Source organism: Micromonospora sp. WMMA1363 (assembly GCF_030345795.1).
Classification (GTDB): domain Bacteria; phylum Actinomycetota; class Actinomycetes; order Mycobacteriales; family Micromonosporaceae; genus Micromonospora.
Genome location: NZ_JAUALB010000001.1, coordinates 1,787,422 through 1,805,119 on the forward strand (window position 1 = coordinate 1,787,422; position 17,698 = coordinate 1,805,119).

General features: G+C 66.4%; 6 protein-coding genes and 1 pseudogene. 4 read left to right on the forward strand and 3 right to left on the reverse strand.

Annotation, left to right across the window (positions count from 1 at the left end):
* Positions 1-137: 137 nt before the first annotated feature.
* The 3 genes and pseudogenes from QTQ03_RS08170 to QTQ03_RS08180 form a co-directional block, all read left to right on the forward strand.
* A pseudogene (locus tag QTQ03_RS08170) lies at positions 138-1,265 on the forward strand (IS256 family transposase); the annotation flags it as partial.
* A gap of 145 nt (positions 1,266-1,410) precedes the next feature.
* The gene (locus QTQ03_RS08175; protein WP_289276634.1) at positions 1,411-2,697 is read left to right on the forward strand and encodes an ISAs1 family transposase; all 1,287 of its coding nucleotides are present in this window, start codon (positions 1,411-1,413) and stop codon (positions 2,695-2,697) included.
* Positions 2,698-2,908: 211 nt separating this feature from the next.
* Complete coding sequence (locus QTQ03_RS08180) at positions 2,909-3,130, forward strand: transposase family protein (protein ID WP_502889849.1); 222 nt, start codon at positions 2,909-2,911, stop codon at positions 3,128-3,130.
* A 9-nt stretch (positions 3,131-3,139) separates the two neighbouring features.
* Here QTQ03_RS08180 and QTQ03_RS08185 read toward each other — a convergent pair whose 3' ends face one another.
* Entirely contained in the window at positions 3,140-4,573 is a 1,434-nt protein-coding gene (locus tag QTQ03_RS08185; RefSeq protein ID WP_289280660.1) for an ISKra4 family transposase, read from the reverse strand.
* An 835-nt stretch (positions 4,574-5,408) separates the two neighbouring features.
* On the opposite strand from QTQ03_RS08185, the gene ltrA reads away from it, so the two are divergent.
* Positions 5,409-6,653: a group II intron reverse transcriptase/maturase gene (gene ltrA / locus QTQ03_RS08190; RefSeq protein ID WP_289277460.1), complete on the forward strand. Its 1,245-nt coding sequence runs from the start codon at positions 5,409-5,411 to the stop codon at positions 6,651-6,653.
* Between the two features lie 1,560 nt (positions 6,654-8,213).
* Here the strand turns inward: ltrA and QTQ03_RS08195 are convergent.
* Both QTQ03_RS08195 and QTQ03_RS08200 read right to left on the reverse strand, forming a co-directional pair.
* Positions 8,214-8,531, reverse strand: a complete 318-nt coding sequence (locus QTQ03_RS08195) for a hypothetical protein (RefSeq protein WP_289277461.1) — start codon at positions 8,529-8,531, stop codon at positions 8,214-8,216.
* Positions 8,532-8,598: 67 nt separating this feature from the next.
* Positions 8,599-17,301, reverse strand: a complete 8,703-nt coding sequence (locus QTQ03_RS08200) for a SpvB/TcaC N-terminal domain-containing protein (RefSeq protein ID WP_289277462.1) — start codon at positions 17,299-17,301, stop codon at positions 8,599-8,601.
* Positions 17,302-17,698 lie beyond the last annotated feature (397 nt).

Here is a 17,698-nt window from a genome sequence, read left to right on the forward strand (position 1 = left end):
CCACCGAAAGTGAGACAGGGCCCAAATAACGGCTGATCGACCGATCAAGGGAGAGACGCCAGATGACGACCGAGACCACCGTGGGACAGCCGGCCGTGGAGCCGGTGGGTGCGGTCACGGATGAGCAGTTGATCGCGATGCTGGTCGATCGGGCTCGTGGTGACGGGTTGAAGCTGACCGGCGAGGGTGGGCTGCTGCAGCAGCTGACGAAGCGGGTCCTCGAGTCGGCGTTGGATGGGGAGATCACCGACCACGTCGGCTACGACAAGCACGACCCGGCGGGTCGGGGTAGCGGGAACACCCGTAACGGCAGCCGGACCAAGACGGTGCTCACCGACGTCGGGCCGGTCGAGGTGCGGGTCCCACGCGACGCCGCCGGGACGTTCGAGCCGCAGATCGTGCGTAAGCGGCAGCGGCGTCTGACCGGCGTCGACGACATGGTCCTGTCGCTGTCGGCCAAGGGCCTGACCCACGGCGAGATCGCCGCGCACCTGGCTGAGGTCTACGGCGCTGAGGTGTCGAAGCAGACCATCTCCACGATCACCGACAAGGTCATGGACGGCATGGCCGAGTGGCAGAACCGGCCCCTGGACCGGGTCTACCCGGTCGTGTTCATCGACGCCATCAACGTCAAGATCAGGGACGGTCAGGTCGCGAACCGGCCGATCTACCTCGCGATGGCGGTCACCGTCGACGGCCACCGCGACATCCTCGGTATCTGGGCCGGTGACGGCGGCGAGGGCGCCAAGTACTGGCTGCACGTGCTCACCGAGTTGAAGAACCGCGGCGTGGCCGACGTGCTGATGCTGGTCTGTGACGGGCTCAAGGGACTGCCGGAGACGGTGGAGACGGTGTGGCCGCGCACGATCGTGCAGACGTGTGTGGTGCACCTGCTGCGCAACTCGTTCCGCTACGCCGCCCGGCAGGACTGGGACAAGATCGCCAAAGCGCTGCGGCCGGTCTACACCGCGGCGACCGAGGACGCCGCCACCGAGCGGTTCCTCGAGTTCGCCGAGGCGTGGGGCCGTAAGTATCCGGCGATCGTGAAGCTGTGGGAGAACGCGTGGGCGGAGTTCGTGCCGTTCCTCGCCTTCGACGTGGAGATCCGCAAGGTCATCTGCTCCACGAACGCGATCGAGTCCGTCAACGCCCGTATCCGCAGGGCCGTGCGAGCTCGTGGCCACTTCCCGAACGAGCAGGCCGCACTCAAGTGCGTCTACATGGCCTTGATGAGCCTCGACCCGACCGGAGCCGGCCGCCCACGGGCACGGCAAAGTCGGAGAGTGCTCGTGTGAGGACTTTGTGTTGTGGTCCAGAGTGGATTTGACGGGGCGGGCACGGCTCCGGTGATCTTGAGGTTGTCTACGCCTTCGGATCACCCTGTGGAGTACCGTGCCCGCGCCTGCATCATTGCTGATCAACGCTGTCCAAGACCAGCCGGACGAGCAGACACGACCGGTCCTGTTGGGCCGTAACAGGCAGGAAAGCCTGGTCGCGGCGCTGTCGGAGGTTTCTGATCCGCGGGACGCGCGAGGGATCCGGCATCGGTTGCCGACGGTGGTCGGGTTGGCCCTGGCGGCGGTGCTGGCCGGCAATACGTCGGTGTACGCGATCGGGCAGTGGATCGCCGGGTGTTCACAGAAGACCCTGAAGGTGTTCGGCGCCCGGGTGGCTCCGGCGACCGGCCGGTATGTCGGTCCGGATGAGAAGACGGTGCGCGGGTTGTGCGCCCGGCTCGACGGTGACGTGCTGGACGCGGTGATGGGTCGGTGGCTGCAGCGGCGTGCCCTGGCGGCGCAGCGGGCGAAGGCGCGGACCGGGGTACGGCCCCCGCGAGGTCGTAAGGCCCGTCGCCGGGCCAAGGCCGCTGGCCAGCGCCGCTGGCGGGCCAGTACACGCGGTCGGCACCGGCCGCGGCTGATCCAGGTCGCGGTGGACGGCAAGACCAGCCGCGGTGCGAAGAGCGCCGGCAACCCGGCGCCGCACCTGCTCGCCGCGTTGTCATGCGTGGGGGTGGTACTCGCCCAGCGCCAGGTCGACGGCAAAAGCAATGAGATCACCGCGTTCGTACCGCTGTTGACGCCCCTCGAGCTGGCCGGCCAGGTGGTGACGGCCGACGCGATGCAGACGCAGCGTAAGCATGCCCGATGGCTGCGCCAGGTCAAGGACGCGCACTTCATCTTCCCGGTGCTGGACAACCAGCCCACCCTGTTCGACCGGCTCGACGCTCTGGACTGGGCCGGGGTGCCGGTCACCGCGTGGAGCGTGGACGACGACCGGGGCCGGCACGAGCGACGCACCATCCAGGTCATACCCGCTCCGCCCGAGGTGAACTTCCCGCACGTCGCGCAGGTGTTCCTGATCGAACGGACCGTCACCGTCAAAGGCAAGACCAGCTACCAGGCGATGCTGTATGTCACCAGCCTCACCGCCGAGCAGGCCGACCCCGCTGACCTGCTCGCGTACGTGCGCCAACACTGGGGAATCGAGGTTCTGCACTGGGTGAGGGATGTGACCCTCGGCGAGGACGCCTCCCGGGTCCGGACCGGTAACACGCCACGCGTCATGGCAACCCTACGAAACGTAGTGGTCAGCCTGCTCAGAATCCACGACACCACCAACATCGCCGCCGCGCTGCGATACAACGCCCGCACGAACCGCCGGATCCTCAAACTCCTGGACCTTCTACCAGCCTAAACACCCCACCCGCCGACTTTGCCGTGCCCGTGGCCGGCCGCCGACGCTGGACCATGCGCTGGAAAGCACCACTGAACGCCTTCCAGATCGCCTTCGAAGGCCGGCTCACCCCGGCCAACAACTGACCACCTCAACAACCAAGATCAGCCGTTAACTTGACACTCCCGCCGACTCCGGCTACGAAAGCGCAGGCCACGGCATCAAGACCCCGATCAAACAGCCCGCCGACGGCAGCCGGCTCGCGTCCGACAACCGCGCCTACAACCGGCTGCTACGCGGCCTGCGCTGGCAGGGCGAACGCGGCTTCGCCATCCTGATCGGACGCTGGACAACACTTCGCCACACCACCGCCAGCCCACGCCGAATCGGCGACATCGTCGCCGCCGCTCTGCACCTGACCCACGTCGAATACAAATGGGTGCGGCTCCTCTGAGGTGATCGTCTATTGTGGGATGGCACCGCCGAGGTAGCGGCTGTTGTGGATGCGTTGTTGTTCCTGGGCCAGGTGCCAGGTCCAGTACTGGTCGAAGTCGCCGTTGCTGATCAGGGTGCGGAGTTTGAGGATTGCTTCGGCGCCGTCGAGGCCCCAGCGAGCGCCGGTGACGTCCATACGATCTTTGACCAGGTGGCGGCAGGCGCCTTCGATCACCCCGGTGGCGATCGGCCACCCGTTGGCCAGCGCGGTCGGGTAGTCCAGGTACGGTTTTTTGGCCAGCAGGTAGGCGGCGGCGACATCGGCGGGTTTGCGTTTGCCGGGGTCCAGGCCGTGGTAGGTGGCCTTGCGTCGGATGGCTGCGGCGACTATGCCGGCCCGTCCGGCCAACACCTGCCGGGCCTGGGCGCGGACCCACCGTTCGGCGTTCGGGTCGCCCTCCGGGTGGAAACACCAGGTGGCCTTCCAGAGGTACTCGATGACGTGGATGAAGTCCACAACAACCGGCAAGGTGATCTTGCGGGTTTTGGCCTCGGCGTGGATCCGGTCGATCTGGTGGGTGTTGCCGTCGACCAGGGCGATCCAGGTCCGAGCGTGGTCGGGGTCGCGGCGGTCGGCCTCGGCGAACCCGGCGGCGATCACCGCCGCGGCGTCGTCGGTCACGCTGGCGTGCAGCCACTTGCCGGAGGTGACCGGCGCCGGGGTAGCAGTTTGGGCCGCTTCGGGGTCCTCGGGCAGGATGTCGGCGATGGTGCGCGGCTTGCCGGTCACGTCGAAGACCGCGGCGACCTCGCACATCCGCTTGCGGTTGCGTTTCTCGCCCTTGGACCGGCGGCCGGCCAGTTTCTGGCTGACCGCGGCCTTGGCGGTGCCCGCGCGGAGCCCGTCGGGGCGCATCACCACCCCTTTGGCGTCGAAGGACAACGCCAGCACATCATCATCGGCCGACCAGTCCGGGGCGTGGGCGGTGTAGAAGGCATCCACATCTATCGCCGCTGCGGCGGCCAACGCCTCGACCTGCCGTTTCCCGATACGCACCGTGGTGGCCCGCTCAATCGCGGCCGCCGCGTCGGTGAACGAGCCGCGGGCCGCCTCGGCCGCGGCCAACCGGCGCAGTCCATGCGAGTGCTTCTCCACGGGCAGGTTCAACACCGCGTCCGCCGGGTTCAGATCGGCCCGCGCCCGCGCCCGGTAGGCGATACGCGTCACCACCACCTCACCGAACCGGGTGGCCAGCGTCCGCTGCCGCCCCCGCTCGGCCCACCCCCGCAGATGGCTATCGGCGTCGGTCACCTCGTCGAGCCGTTCCTCCCGACTGGCACGAAGATCCAGACTGTCCTGCAACAACTGACACAGCAACCGCATGCCATCGGTATGCAGCCGCTCCTCCAGTTCGGCGTGAGTCATCCCCGCCGCATGCTCACCGGACAGGAAGTCCACCATCGCGCCGAACCGCACGGATGAGCCGGCGAAAGCATCGTCCGCCGTCTCGGATGCGTACTCTTGCACCGGGCTCCCTCTTTGCTGATGTTCGTGTCTCGCAACCGACGAACATAGCGGGAGGATCCCTTTCACCATCACAACCAGTAACACATCCCCAGGCCACACAGCGTGTCGCCGCACCTCACCAGAGCCGCACCCAATACAAATACCTACCGCAAAGTTGCTGAGATCACCTCTTGCGAACACGAACGTGGAAAGCGAGGCAGAGACGGATGGCGGCCTCGTGGACTGCGGTGCTGTACGAGAGATGGAGGTTGTTTGGCCCTCCGGAGCCGGCGTGCGGAAGCAGGCTTCAAACCACCACGAGGGGCGTTGGCTGAAGACCGTCGTCCTGAGCGTCGTTGGAAAAGGCGCGGCATGATCGCGTCAGGTGTGGACCGGGAAGATGAGCGATGAACGTCGAGTTCTCTGCCGTTGACGTGTCGAAACTCAGTCAGATGACATCAAAACCGAGGCCGGAGGTGAGTCTCGGGAAGAGCCTGGGGGATAGCCGCTTACTGCCCAGGTGGTGTCCGGCATATAGGCAGCATGAGCCCGGTCCAGGCTCTCGTATGGAACGTGTGAAGGCGGACCCCGATACCGCCCGTTGGGTGACCGGCGGCGAGAGGGAGAACTCCAAGCGGCGGAAACCGCGAGGAGCGGAGTACCGATGCGGGGACGCTGGCGGACTCGCCCGTAGTAGCTGTGAACCGCCTGCGTATCGCAGTGGGTCGGGGAGCGAAGGGGCGGGGTCGTTCAGGCTGGCGCGGGCGGTCAACCGTGAGGGAGGAACCGCGTGAGTCAGTCAGGGTTGACAGGTAAGTCGCACGACATCCCCAAGCGGCTGGTCTGGGCCGCGTGGTTGAAGGTGAAGGGTAACGGCGGAGCGGCCGGGGCCGACGGCGTGACGATCGAACAGTTCGAGGAGCGGTTGACTGACAACCTCTACCGGCTGTGGAACCGCATGTCGTCGGGCAGCTACTTTCCCGGCCCGGTCCGGGCGGTGGAGATCCCCAAGAAGGGTGGAACCAGGATTCTGGGCATACCCAACGTGGTCGACCGGGTGGCGCAGACGGCGGCGGTGCTGGTGCTGGAGCCGGAGGTGGAGAAGGTGTTCCACGACGACTCCTACGGCTATCGTCCCGGACGGTCCCCGGTGGATGCGGTGCGGGTGTGCCGGCAGCGGTGTTTCAAGAAGGACTGGGTCGTCGACCTGGACGTCAAAGCCTTCTTCGATTCGGTGCCGTGGGAGCTGATGCTCAAGGCGGTGGCACGACACGCGGCCCAGCCGTGGGTCATGCTGTATGTGCAGCGCTGGTTGAAGGCGCCGATGCTGATGCCCGACGGAACCTTGGCCTGCCGGACGAAGGGGACACCGCAGGGTGGCCCGATCTCCCCGTTGATCGCCAACATCTTCCTGCACTACGGCTTCGACACCTGGATGTCCCGGGAGTTTCCCGGGGTCGGGTTCGAGCGGTTCGCAGACGATGTGGTGGTCCACTGCGTGACCGAACGTCAGGCGCACCAGATGCGGCAGGCGATCGATCGCCGGTTCGCGGACATCGGGTTGCAGGTGCATCCCGACAAGACGCGCATCGTGTACTGCAAGGACGACCGGCGTCGCCTGGACTACGGCCAGGTGACGTTCACGTTCTGCGGATACGCGTTTCGTCCCCGCAAGACCTTCGTCCGGGGGAAGTCCCGAACGGGGTTCCTGCCAGCGGTGGCTCCGGGGAAGCTGGCCGACATGAGCCGCAAGGTCGCGTCCTGGCGGCTACATCGGCGCACGACCGAAAACCTGGCCGACCTCGCGGAAGAGATCAACCCGGCCCTACGGGGCTGGTTGAACTACTTCACCGTGTTCTACCCGAGCGCGGTGAACCCGATCGGCAAGCGTGTCGACCGCCATCTGATGCGCTGGGGGAAGTGGAAGTACAAGCGACTCAAACGCAGTGACGACCGGGCGCGGGCATGGTTGATGGGAGTCCGACAACGGACACCGAACCTATTCGCTCACTGGACACTGCGGTACACGACCTGATAACCGAACGGCACGAGCCGGATAAGCCGAGAGGCTTACGTCCGGATCTGTGGGGGACGGCGGGTGAGACTCCCGCCGTCTACCCGGCAGTTGACATCCGGCCGACCCTGGATCCCCGCAATCAACTGATGACCTGAGTAGTTACCGGACATCTTGCCGTACCGGAATCGAGACGTGAATCGACTAGCACCGGCGCGAAGGTGAAATAAACGTCCAGTCAGGCCCGACACGCAATTCGACAGCTACCACTCGGAATCATTAGATCCCGTCTCGTAATCAACCGCAGAAACATATTCCCAAGGCTTCCCAGCCTTCTTCTCGTATGCCTTCTGAGCGACGTAAAGGATCCCCTCCGCGCTTGGAAGGTGGGAGTTGGTAAAGTCTTGTAAAGACGGCGCCGACCCGCCGGGCAGATATCCCCCGTCGGGCCGCCGCACCAATAACCACAACCACGCGCATCGCCGATAAAGTCCACCAGGAAGCGCGGCCAGGTGATTCCACTCTGGCGCACTCGTATGCTACCCCCAGGCAGAACCTTGCATTTAAAAGACTAATTCTTGGACACGGTAGAAATTCCGCCTAGAGCGAGCGCGAAAACACTTGCCAGAGCCTCTCTCACATCCCGATCCCTATCTATACGCGCCAACGATCCGAACCTTGCCGGAGAAATGTCAATAGTCGCAACTCCACCTCGACCGTCCCCGCTCGCCACAGAAAAGAGGACGGCGCATCGGTAAGCACGGATCAGGTCGCCTCTCGCCTCCCGCGTTAAAGGTGCCACCAGAACACTGCCCTCTTTCACCTGAGCACGAAGAGCGTCGAGCGACGTCCACCTGGTAGCGAAGCCGCTCTCCTCCGCGTCCCGCTGGAGTTCCAGCAATGACTCAAAGCTGATATGGCATACACGAAAGTCCGGGTCTTGTTGTCTCACTATGGACATCGGACTTACGAATCCTCTCGTTAACAAGCTTCGACAACACGCTAGGGAAATCGGTTCCGCGGAAGCCCCAGCTAGTTTTACTTCGGTTTAATCACACGAGCATGGGTGACGTTGAGTTGTGATCGGCGTATCGGGGTTCAGGCGACCATCTTTCAACCGGTTGACCACCTCATCCACCCTGTGATGTCCGACCAGAATGCGCCCGGCTCGCGACACTAGGATCCCGTCACCATGTTCAGCTTTGTCAATACCGCTCAGAAGAGCGTCATTGTCGAGCACTTCGTGATACCACTGCGAAGCAGGGTCGCGAGTCGACTGGCCGGGGGTATACCTACCTTCGAGATCCCCAGCTTTAATCATTTCGCCGCAGTTGTGCACCAGGACCGGTGTTGTGCCGGCGAGTACATAGTACGTGTGGACCCAGCAACATCACGCTAGTTAGAACACTCACTCTTCGCAAACCCGCTGGAAGGCACCGAAAACCTAAATCACTGCCGAGTGAAATGACTGAACCTCATCCAGCAGTGGCGGCTACCGGATAAGGTTCAGTTCGCGCTGAAGCTAGGCCCAGCATCACTCACCCGAAGTGGACCTCGTCGGGCCACAAACTATCGAGCTGACTAAATGCTGACCGAGCGCTGCTGAACAGACGTATCATCAGCTTCACCATAGCGCAGAGTCACCGTTGCCCGGCGGCCAGAAAGGGCGCCAGCGAGAATGGGCAGAACTGCGTCGAAGAGTTCGTCTGCGCTTGGCCCATAGAGGTAGAGCGTCGCGCTCCCACCGCCGAACTCATCGCCATCTAGCTCGCCGAACGTCCCCTGGGCGAGCTTCGCGTCGATCTCTCGCGAGATTCGACGAATCTCGTCACGCTCCGCCGGTTCACCGAACCCCTCCCCGGACAGGGGGACCTCCACGATTACTGCATGCTCAGCCATTCACCCTCCTCGCAACTCGTTCGGGACCCATCCGGCCAGACTTCCAGGCGCGTGAAAGCTGTACATGCTAACGACGTCCCCGCCCCGGCGAATTGATGTCGTTTCCCAGATTTTCGATCCCACCCAGCTCTTCGATCAACTCGTTCTCTGCTGCTTCAAGAGCCTCTTTGTTCCCACAAACGTGAATGCAAATGACGTGGTCATCCGGATCTCTCCGACCGCTCTTCGTTACGTGCTCTTGAAGTCGGCGGTCAAAGTTGTTGGTCTGTCCGACATACGGCAACCCTGACTTCTTGTCAGCAAAAACATAGACACCTTGGTCAAGATCGCAGTTGTGGACCAATACCGGCGTGTTGCCGGCGAGCACATAGTACGTGTGGATGTCGGCGACGGTGAGGTTGTGGACCCGTTGGTGTTGTGTCCATGCCCGCACAGCGCCCACTTGGATGTAGGAGCCGCTGCCGGTCTGCAACAGCGTCCCGGGGACGATCTCCTTGGCATACACCCACTTGCCAAGCTCGGGCGCCCAGAACGGGTGGTTGTCCGTTGCGATGACCATGCCGGGCTGCCCGTCGGGATCGTCGACGGTGATCTCGACCAGGTTCTTCTCGCCCTCACCGGTGATGAGCGCGCTGACGGCGCGCGGACCGCTCTCGCCGGTCACCGGGTCGGTGGCGGCGACCTCGTCGCCGACGCGGACCTGCTCGATGGCCTTGTGAGTGCCGTCGGCCATCAGGACCGGCGTGCCACCGGTGAAGCTGTTGGGGCACCCGCCCGGGCTGTCCGCCGCCCTCGGGGCAGGCGCGTTGTCGGCCGCCCTCGGGGCAGGCGCGTTGTCGGCGACCTTCGCGGCGTCGACGGCGTTGTTGGCGTTCTTGGCAGACTGCGCTGCGTCGAGCGCCCTGTTGCCGTACTTGACCGCGTTCGCCGCGTAGCCCGCGGCCGGGATGGCCGCGGCAGCGGAGAGGCTGGCGTTGACGTAATCGCCCTCCAGCGCGTACCAGCCCGCGTTGGCCAGGTCCGCGGGCTCGCCGACGATCGGGACCATGCCGACGACGTCGAGGGTGGTATGGCCGATCGTCCTCCACGACGGCATCTTCGGCCACTTGCCGCTCGGGTCGATCAGCAGGATCGGGTTGTTGTAGGTGTAGGTGTAGACGGCGAGGTTCCGTGTTTCGGTGATGCCGCCCGCGATGTCCTTGTCGAGGTAGTCGGGCAGCGCCGGGTCGGCGCTGGCCCACAGTTGGGTCCTCGGGTTGTAGTAGCGGGCTCCGTAGTAGTAGAGGCCGGTTTCGGCGTCGAGTTCCTTGCCGGTGAACTGGTACGGCGTGTCCGCCTGCCCGGTTCTCTCCTCGACCCACGTCTCCCCGAACGGGAAGTACTCCAGGTGCTCGGTGACGGCGCCCTGCTGGTCGGTCACGTACCCGGACGAGCCGATGTGGTCGGCGTGGAAGAACGACTGGTCGTCCTCGGTCCCGGTGACCGCCACGGTCTTGGTCGTCAACCTGCTGTCGCCGACGAAGATGTGTTTGTAACCGGTCGCATCGCGTTCGCTGTAGTTGGAGTTCGGATACAGCGAGAGCCCGTCGCCGTCCTTGACGACGCGGTCGCCCTTGTCGTCGTAGGTGTAGGTGACGGTGGCGTCCGTGCAGCCGCCCGGGTTCTGCGTGACAGTGGCCGTCGCGGTGTCCTGGCTGCAGGCGAGGCGATTCTCCTCGTCCCACACGAACTGCCGCCGCTTGCCGCTGACGGCGGTGTTGACCGTGTCGGTCAGGTTGCCGTTGGCGTCGTAGGCGTGGGAAATCGGCCCGACCCTGCTGGGCGCGTGTGCCTTGGTCCCGTCGTACACGTACGCGTAGTCATAGCTGGTCCGGTCCTGGACGTCGACCGGGTTCGACGGGTCGTCGACCGGTTCGATCGGACCAGCCGGCCCGCCGTCGACCGGGAAGGCCGGGGTGCCGCCGGCGACCTCGTGGCGCTGGACTTTGCTCGTGGTGTTGTGGATCGAGTCGTAGCCCAGGGTCAGCGTGTACGTGTTGACTCGGTTGTTCTTGTCAGTGTAGTGGCCGGACGCCGACGTCAGCCGGTACTGGTCGTCGTACCCGTAGGTCTGGGTGCTCGGCCCGCCGATCTCCCCGCCCTGCGGTGCGTTGTTCGCCAACGCGGTGATGTTGCCGATGTTGTCGTAACTGTAGCCCAGGTTCTGGAACGCGGCCCCGTTCGGCGCCACCGACTTCAGCGCCGCGAGCCTGCGGTCCTCGGCGTCGTAGGTGTAGGTCGTGCGCACCCCGTTGCCGGCCTGTTGCAGGACCTTCTGCCCGAACTTGTCGTAGTCGAGCCGGTCCAGATAGGTGTAGCTGGTCCCGTTCTTGACCCCGGTCGCCCGGGTGACCTGGCCGCCGGAATCGTAGTCGTAGGTCAGGACCTCGCCGTCGGGGTAGGTCAGCTGCAGCACGCGGTTGAACGCGTCGTAGCGCCACGCGGTGGTGTAGGTGCGCGGAGCGTCGCTGACCGCGGTGATCGTGCGGGTTTCCCTGGTCACCTCGCCCAACGCCCCGTAGGCGCGGGTCACAGTTCCCGCTGCGTCGCGGACCTCGGTGACGCGCGACGCCGCGTTGTCCAGTGCGCCCGGCGCGCCGTAGGCGTACGTGACGTTGTTGCCCGGAAACGTCGGGTAGCGGATCGCCTTCAGCCGCGAGTAGTCGTAGTCGTACTCGATCCTCTTGCCTGCCGCCCCCAGGTGCGCGGTGATTTTCGCCGTGATGTTCCCGGCCAGGTCGTAGCGCGTCTGGGTGCGCCCGGCGTCCGGGCTGTCGAACACGGTGCGGCGCCCCAAGCCGTCGTACTCGGCGCGGGTGACGTTGTTCTGGTCGTCGCTGATCGCCGTGACCTGCATGATCGGGTCGTGCTCATAGCTGGTCCAGATCACCGCCGAACCGTTGAACTCCTTCACCGCCGTCGTCGCACCGCGGACGTCGGTGTAGGTGCGGCGCTGCTTGCCGTTGCCGTCCGTCACCGTCTTCTCGAATCGGGTCGTCCCGGCCCGGTCCGCGCCGAACGCGTAACCGCTGATCGTGGTGACCCCGTCCGGCTGCACCGTCTTCACCGACCGGTCGAGCACGTCGAAGGTTTCCTTCGTGGGCGCCACGGCGTCGAAGGCGGCGCTGAACGCGGTGTTCGCGGGCCCCTTGGCCTCCGTCACCGGGTAGTACCTCTCCACCGCGCGGCCGAGGACGTCGAACGTCAGCCGGCCGGACACCGTCATCACCTGTGCGGGTGCCGCCCCCGGCGACGCGGCCACCGAGGCGTCCTTCTTCGTCTGCAGCACCCGCTTGAAGCCATCGCTGAAAGTGATCGTGTCGATGGTGTCCGCGCGCACGCCCGCCGCGGTGCGGTCCAGGTGCTTGGTCGTGGCGTACGGGACGGCCGCCTCGGGGTGGTATTCGAAGTCGATGGTGACCTTGCCGGACCCGATCTCGTACGGTCCGGTCAACGTGTCGAGGCGGCCTACGCTGTCGTAGGACATCAGGACCGACTGGTCGTTCTGGTCGGTGTTGCGGTCGGGCAGGCCGTACTTCAGGTTGTGCGTCGAGGACGACCGGTACCCGAAGCTGTCCACGATCGACTCGACGTGCACGCCGACGACCGTGTCGTAGCCGTACTCGAGCTTGTACCGCTGCCCGGTCGTGTTCGCGGGGCCAGTCACCGACTTCAGGTTCCCGTTCGGGTGGTACTCCAGGTCCGAGACCGCCGACGTGTTGTCATCGAGGTACTCGCGGACCTGGCGCACCGCGCTGGTCTCGCAGTCGATGTCAGCCTCGCGGTGCCGCAGCACCGCCCCGGTAGCGGCGGCCTTCTGCCGCAGCACGTTTGCGATCCCGACGATGCCGCGGTCGCGGCACGCCGCGTCGGAACCGCTGTACCCGTAGGTGGTCTCCAGGTCGTCCGCGGCGCCTTCGTCGGCCGCGTCGAACGTGCGGACGACGTTGCCGTACGCGTCGTAGGAGAGCTCGGTGAACGTGGACTTGGCTGCGGTGGTCGCGCCTTCGTAGAACGTGTCCTCGACTCGGGTGAGCTGCGGGAACACGGTGGCCGTCCGGCTTTTCGGGTCCGCCTCCGCGCCGGAGGCGGTGTCGTGCAGCCGGTAGGTGTTGACTGTCTCGCGGTACGGGCGGCCGGCACCGTCGGCGGTCAGCGTGCGGGTGAGCAGGCCGCGGCTGTAGTACCCGTCGTTGCGGTACTCGTTCGTCACCGCGCGGTGCACGGCGTCGCCCGCGTCGGCGTCGCGGTCCTCGGTCACGACGCGACCGAAGCCGAGGAACTCGCGCTCCAGCCGGTCGTAGCGGCCCTGCTCGTAGCGGAACGTACTCAGGCGGGTGTCGACACCGTCGCCCGGGAGCCCGTCGAACACCGCGGTGCGGGACAGCACCCAGCGGCTCTCCGGCATGGCGGCGGTGTTGCCAGTGCGCGTGTAGTCGAGGTCGATGCGGGCACCCATCGGGCGGGTGACCGAGCGCAGCAGGTTGGTGCGGCCGGTCTTGTTGACCGCCACCAGCAACTCGTTGTCCCGGGTGGACTTGACGTGGTCGGCCAGTCCGTCGCCGTTGACGTCTCGCAGCGCCACCTCGGCCCGGCCGATGCTGGTGTAGGCGTCCGCGCCGGGGTTGAACACGATGCAGCCGAAGCCGAAGCAGAACCCGAAGGTGAAGTACGTGCCTCCGCCGAGGGTGGCGTTCTTGTCCACCGCGATGTCGCTGAAGGTGCCGCGGAACGGTGTCGCCGCGGTGAAGCCCGCACCGGTGTTGATCGCGACCTTCACAGGGTTGGCGCCGTCGGTGAACACGCGGTCGGTCAGTCCGTCGCCGTTGACGTCGGCCAGTGTGGCGTTGGTCCGCGAGGTGCCCACCGTCGCGGACACGCCGCCCGCGAAGCCGTAGTTGTCGAGGTTGAAGCCCAGGTTGACGCCCGCGTTGCGGATGGAGGCGTCGTTGACCGGGCCGCCGCCCCACGGCTCGCGCGCGGCGAAGCTGTAGCCGAGGTTCAGCTGGGCCTCGCCGCCGGCGTACACCTTGTCCGGCAGGCCGTCGCCGTTGATGTCGGTCAGGTCGAACCTGGCGTCGGACTCTCCGCCGCCGAGGTTGCCGCCGATGCCCAGCGCGGGCATCTCGACGCCGGTGCGCGCGGTGTTGGCCGAGGCGTAGCCGGTGGGCGCGTCGATGCCGCCTGCGGTAGCCACGGTGCGGACCGGGCTTCCCGCGCTGAACGACACGCCGCCGGCACTCGAGTCCGACTCGCGCACGTTGCCGCCGAGTGTGCCACGGGTGGCGCCGAGGCCGCCATCCATGTCGGAGTACTGGATTCCCTTGGCCCCGACGACGTCCGGGAAGCGGTCGCCGTTGAGGTCGAGGAAGTCGACCTCACCCGCGGTGGTGCCGATGGCGCCGCTGCCGCCGAACGGGCCGAGCGTCAGTGTGGTGGAGATCTGCTGGGTGCGGCCGCGCCGGATCGAGCCGGTCGACCCGGCGATATCGGCGTCGGTGACGATGTCGATGGTGTCCAGGCCGAGCCGGGAACTGGCTGCGGCGGATGCGCCGACCCACGTGCTCTCGTCGGAGGCGACCCACCGGCCCGTGGCGGGCTGCGGGGCGAACACGATGATCCGCGGGGTGGGCACCGCCGGGTTCGCGGTGAACGTGGCCAGGTCGGCCTTGACCGGTTCCTTCGGCAGCGCGTTCTTGTAGCTCTCGTCGAGCACCAACTCGGCCTGCGCGATGGGACGGGTGGCCCGGTCGCGGTTACCCTGGTAGCCGATCACGCCCCAGCCACGGTACGGCTGGGCGAACGCGCCCTGGTCGGCGGGCGAGTGCATCGCGCTCGGCACCTGCTGGAAGTTCCAGCCGTCGTAGCTGACCTTGACCTTCTGGGTCTTGAGCAGACCGACGAGCTTGGTGTTGGTCGTGGTCAGGTCGAAGAACAACTCGTCGCCCTGGGTGACCGGCACCTTCAGGCGGGTCATGGACGCGGGTAGGCCCATGCCCAACCAGATGTCGATCGCCCGCTTGCCGACCAGCGCGTTGCGCTTCTTGGCCGTGAGGAAGATCCGCGCGCTCTCCGCGTTCCGATTCAACTTGATGTCCGCCTCGACGATGAGCGTGCCGGTGCGCGTGGCGGTGTAGGAACCCTGCGGCCCGGTCAGAGAGTTCACCGGGTACAGGCTCAGCTCGTACGGCGGGTTGACCACCACCGTCGGGTTGCCTGCGGAATCGACGACGGACTCGATGCCGGAGGCCTGGGTGTAGTGCGCCTTCGGCGTCCAGCGCAGGGCGTTCGCGTCGATCTGGGAGTCCACCAGCAGCTTCCACGACAGCCGGTCGCGCGCGGCCACCTGGACGCTGAGGTTGATTGGTGTCGTGCCGGCGGACGCCGCAGGCAGGACCTCGCGGATCAGCTCGTTGGTGACCGGTTTGCCCGCCTGTCCCGTCGTCTCGTGCGTGATCAGCACGGTCACGCTGTCCGAGGTCGCCGCGGTCTTCACCAGGTCCCCGGTGATCTTCAACGTGCCGGTCAGCGGCGCGGTGACCAGTGACTGTCGCCCGGCCAGGGTGAAGTCGTTCTGCGCCTGGAAGACCGTGGTGCTCAGCCCGTTGACGTCGGTACCCGCGGGCAGCCCGACGTAGCTGATCTTCGGGTCCCACGCCACGGTGTCGTACTGGCCGTCCAAGATGGATTGCACGCGGAAGTACACCGCGTCGCCCCTGCGTACCGGCACCGAGTTCACCCCGGTCGGGACGAACTCGAAGTAGTCCTCCGGCCCGATCCGCTGCGCCCACAGCTCGGTGTCGTTGTGCTGGACGGTAACCCGGACGCCGTCGGCTTTCTCGTACTCCGCGCGCTGCGGGCTGGAGTCCTCGACCAGCCGTACCCCGCCCTCAATCTGGACAACGCCGTCGTAGGGCGCCACCCAGCGGCGCACGCTGTCCATCAGAGGTGAGTTGTCCACCGCGCGTTCGAAGGCCGCGGTCTGGTCGCCGACGATCGTGCCCGTCGCGGCCCCCGACCCCACCGGGGCCGCGGTGGTGGCGCTGTCGGTGCTGTAGGTCGGGTTGCCATCGGCGTCCAGGCGTCCGTAGAGCACCCCGCCGTTGTTGACCAGATCGGCGATGCCGTCGGCGTTGACGTCGGTGAAGTAGCGGTCGGACGTCGTCGTGGTCGACACGTAGTCGAGCTGGCCGTTGACGCCGAGGTACGCCTCGACGCCGGCGGTGCCCGACAGGGTGGTCTCCCGGGAGATGCCGGGCAGCCCGGTGAGCTTGACCGGCGTGTCCCCGAACTTCGGCTGCCCGCCGGGTCCGGACAGGTTCGGCCGGTAGAACACCGCGCCGTTCTTCCGGAACACCTTGTCCGGCAGGTTGTCGCCGTTGACGTCCTGCAGAGCCAGCAGACCGTCGGACATCCCAGCGTTCACGCCGACCTTCACCCCGACCGACCCGGACTTGACCGGCGCGGCCGGGTTGTAGCCGACGTAGAGGTGCCCGCCCGCGCCGACCGTCGTGTTCGACGACAACGCGCTCGCCTCGCCCGCTCGGATGTTGACCCCGAGGTTGTCGTCGGGGACCGTCCAGCCCTCGGCGGCGGCGAACGCCGTATAGGCGCCCGACTGGTCCCGCACGTCGTCGAAGTAGTCGAACCGGTGGGTGTTGAAGAGCCGGTTGTCCTCACCAAACTGCGACACCGACTGCAGCAGCGTCTTCGCGAACGCACCGGTCCGATAGTTGAGTTCGTAGGCGCGGATCAACTCGTCGTCAAGCTTGACCTCGACCCGCCGCAGCAGGTCCGCGGTGACCCTCTTGAACCCGTACCGCGCGTCGATCTGGACGTCGCCGCGCCGCGGCTCGCCCCGGTCGCGGTCCCGGACGAAGGTGACCGAGTAGCGGCCCTCGGTGCCGCCGTGCCCGGTGTAGGTGATCCGCCGCGGGTACAGCGCACGGCCCGGGACGGTGGCGTTCGCGACGCCGCCGTCGTCGACCCGGACGTGGTGATAGCGCAGCAGGTTGTCGTGCGCGTCACGCACCTCGCGCGCCGCCCACACCGCGATGTTGCCGGACGCGTCGGCGAGCGTGGCGTTCTCCGCCCCACCGTAGACGGTTCGGGTGCCCTGTTTGTCGGTGACCTCCCACCAGTAGTTCGACGGCTTGTCCCCGTGCCGGACGATCCGGTCGAACCGGCCCTCGACGCGAGAGTGGAACACCTTCTCCGAGGTCCGCGCCTGGAGCTTGCCGCGGTGCGCCACCGGGGTGAGCTGCTCCCCGTTCAGCACGTACGACTCGGTCTCCTCAGCGCCGTCGTAACGGGGCACACCCCACCGCGTGTCCACCGTGATCGACGGTGTGCTCAAATCCCAGCCGACTCCCGTCCAGCCGTTGCCACCCGCCGAGTTGTAGGCGATCAGCAGCTCGGGTTGCAGGCCCCCACGCCCCTTGGGCACCTCGAGCGGATACGCCAGCCGCGCGTCGCCCGTCATGTTCGCTGTCGGGGCCTCGATCAGGTTCACCCCGGCGCCGGGATCGGCCGCCTTGATGTCCTTGATCTGGTTCGGGTTGAACGACGTGCCCTCCGGCGTCTCCGGCCCGGTGACCGCCGAACCCGCGTCCGGGCCGCCCGACACCGGAGTGTGGAGCGCCTCGGGCGCGGTCAACCCGGTTATGGCCAGCGACAGCACCAGAATCGGAACCACAACGAACCGGCCGCGGAACAAACGCTGAACAGTCATCAGAGAGCTCCCACACCGTCGGACGTGAATCGCGGCCCCGGCCTCACCACCGAGCCTCCGGCTGGAAGCCGGGGGCGAATGGCCCAGTCATGCGGCGATTGTCGTGAAAGGAGCGGCGCTGTGGCTCTTCGCGAACCGGCCATTTATGGCCGGTGCCGATGACCAGCACGTTCGTCGTCCTATTGCCGATGGTTTGGCGGAGGGAGCACGGGTCGGGTAACCCCGCCGCCTCCGACACCGAAGGCTCGGAACCGAGTCGAGGTGACGGCTGATGGGTTACGTCCGTCCGGCGGGCAGCAACTTCGACAGGTAGAACACGGTCCGGTCACGTACGGGCGAGGCGGCGGTACAGGTGATGCTCATGGTCGGCGCTCCGACCGCTCGGCCAGCGCGGTGG

Bases quoted from the DNA above. Each gene is read 5' to 3' on its own strand.
- QTQ03_RS08200 (WP_289277462.1), bottom strand. From the start codon at position 17,301: ATGACTGTTCAGCGTTTGTTCCGCGGCCGGTTCGTTGTGGTTCCGATT.
- QTQ03_RS08185 (WP_289280660.1), bottom strand. From the start codon at position 4,573: ATGGTGGACTTCCTGTCCGGTGAGCATGCGGCGGGGATGACTCACGCC.
- QTQ03_RS08195 (WP_289277461.1), bottom strand. From the start codon at position 8,531: ATGGCTGAGCATGCAGTAATCGTGGAGGTCCCCCTGTCCGGGGAGGGG.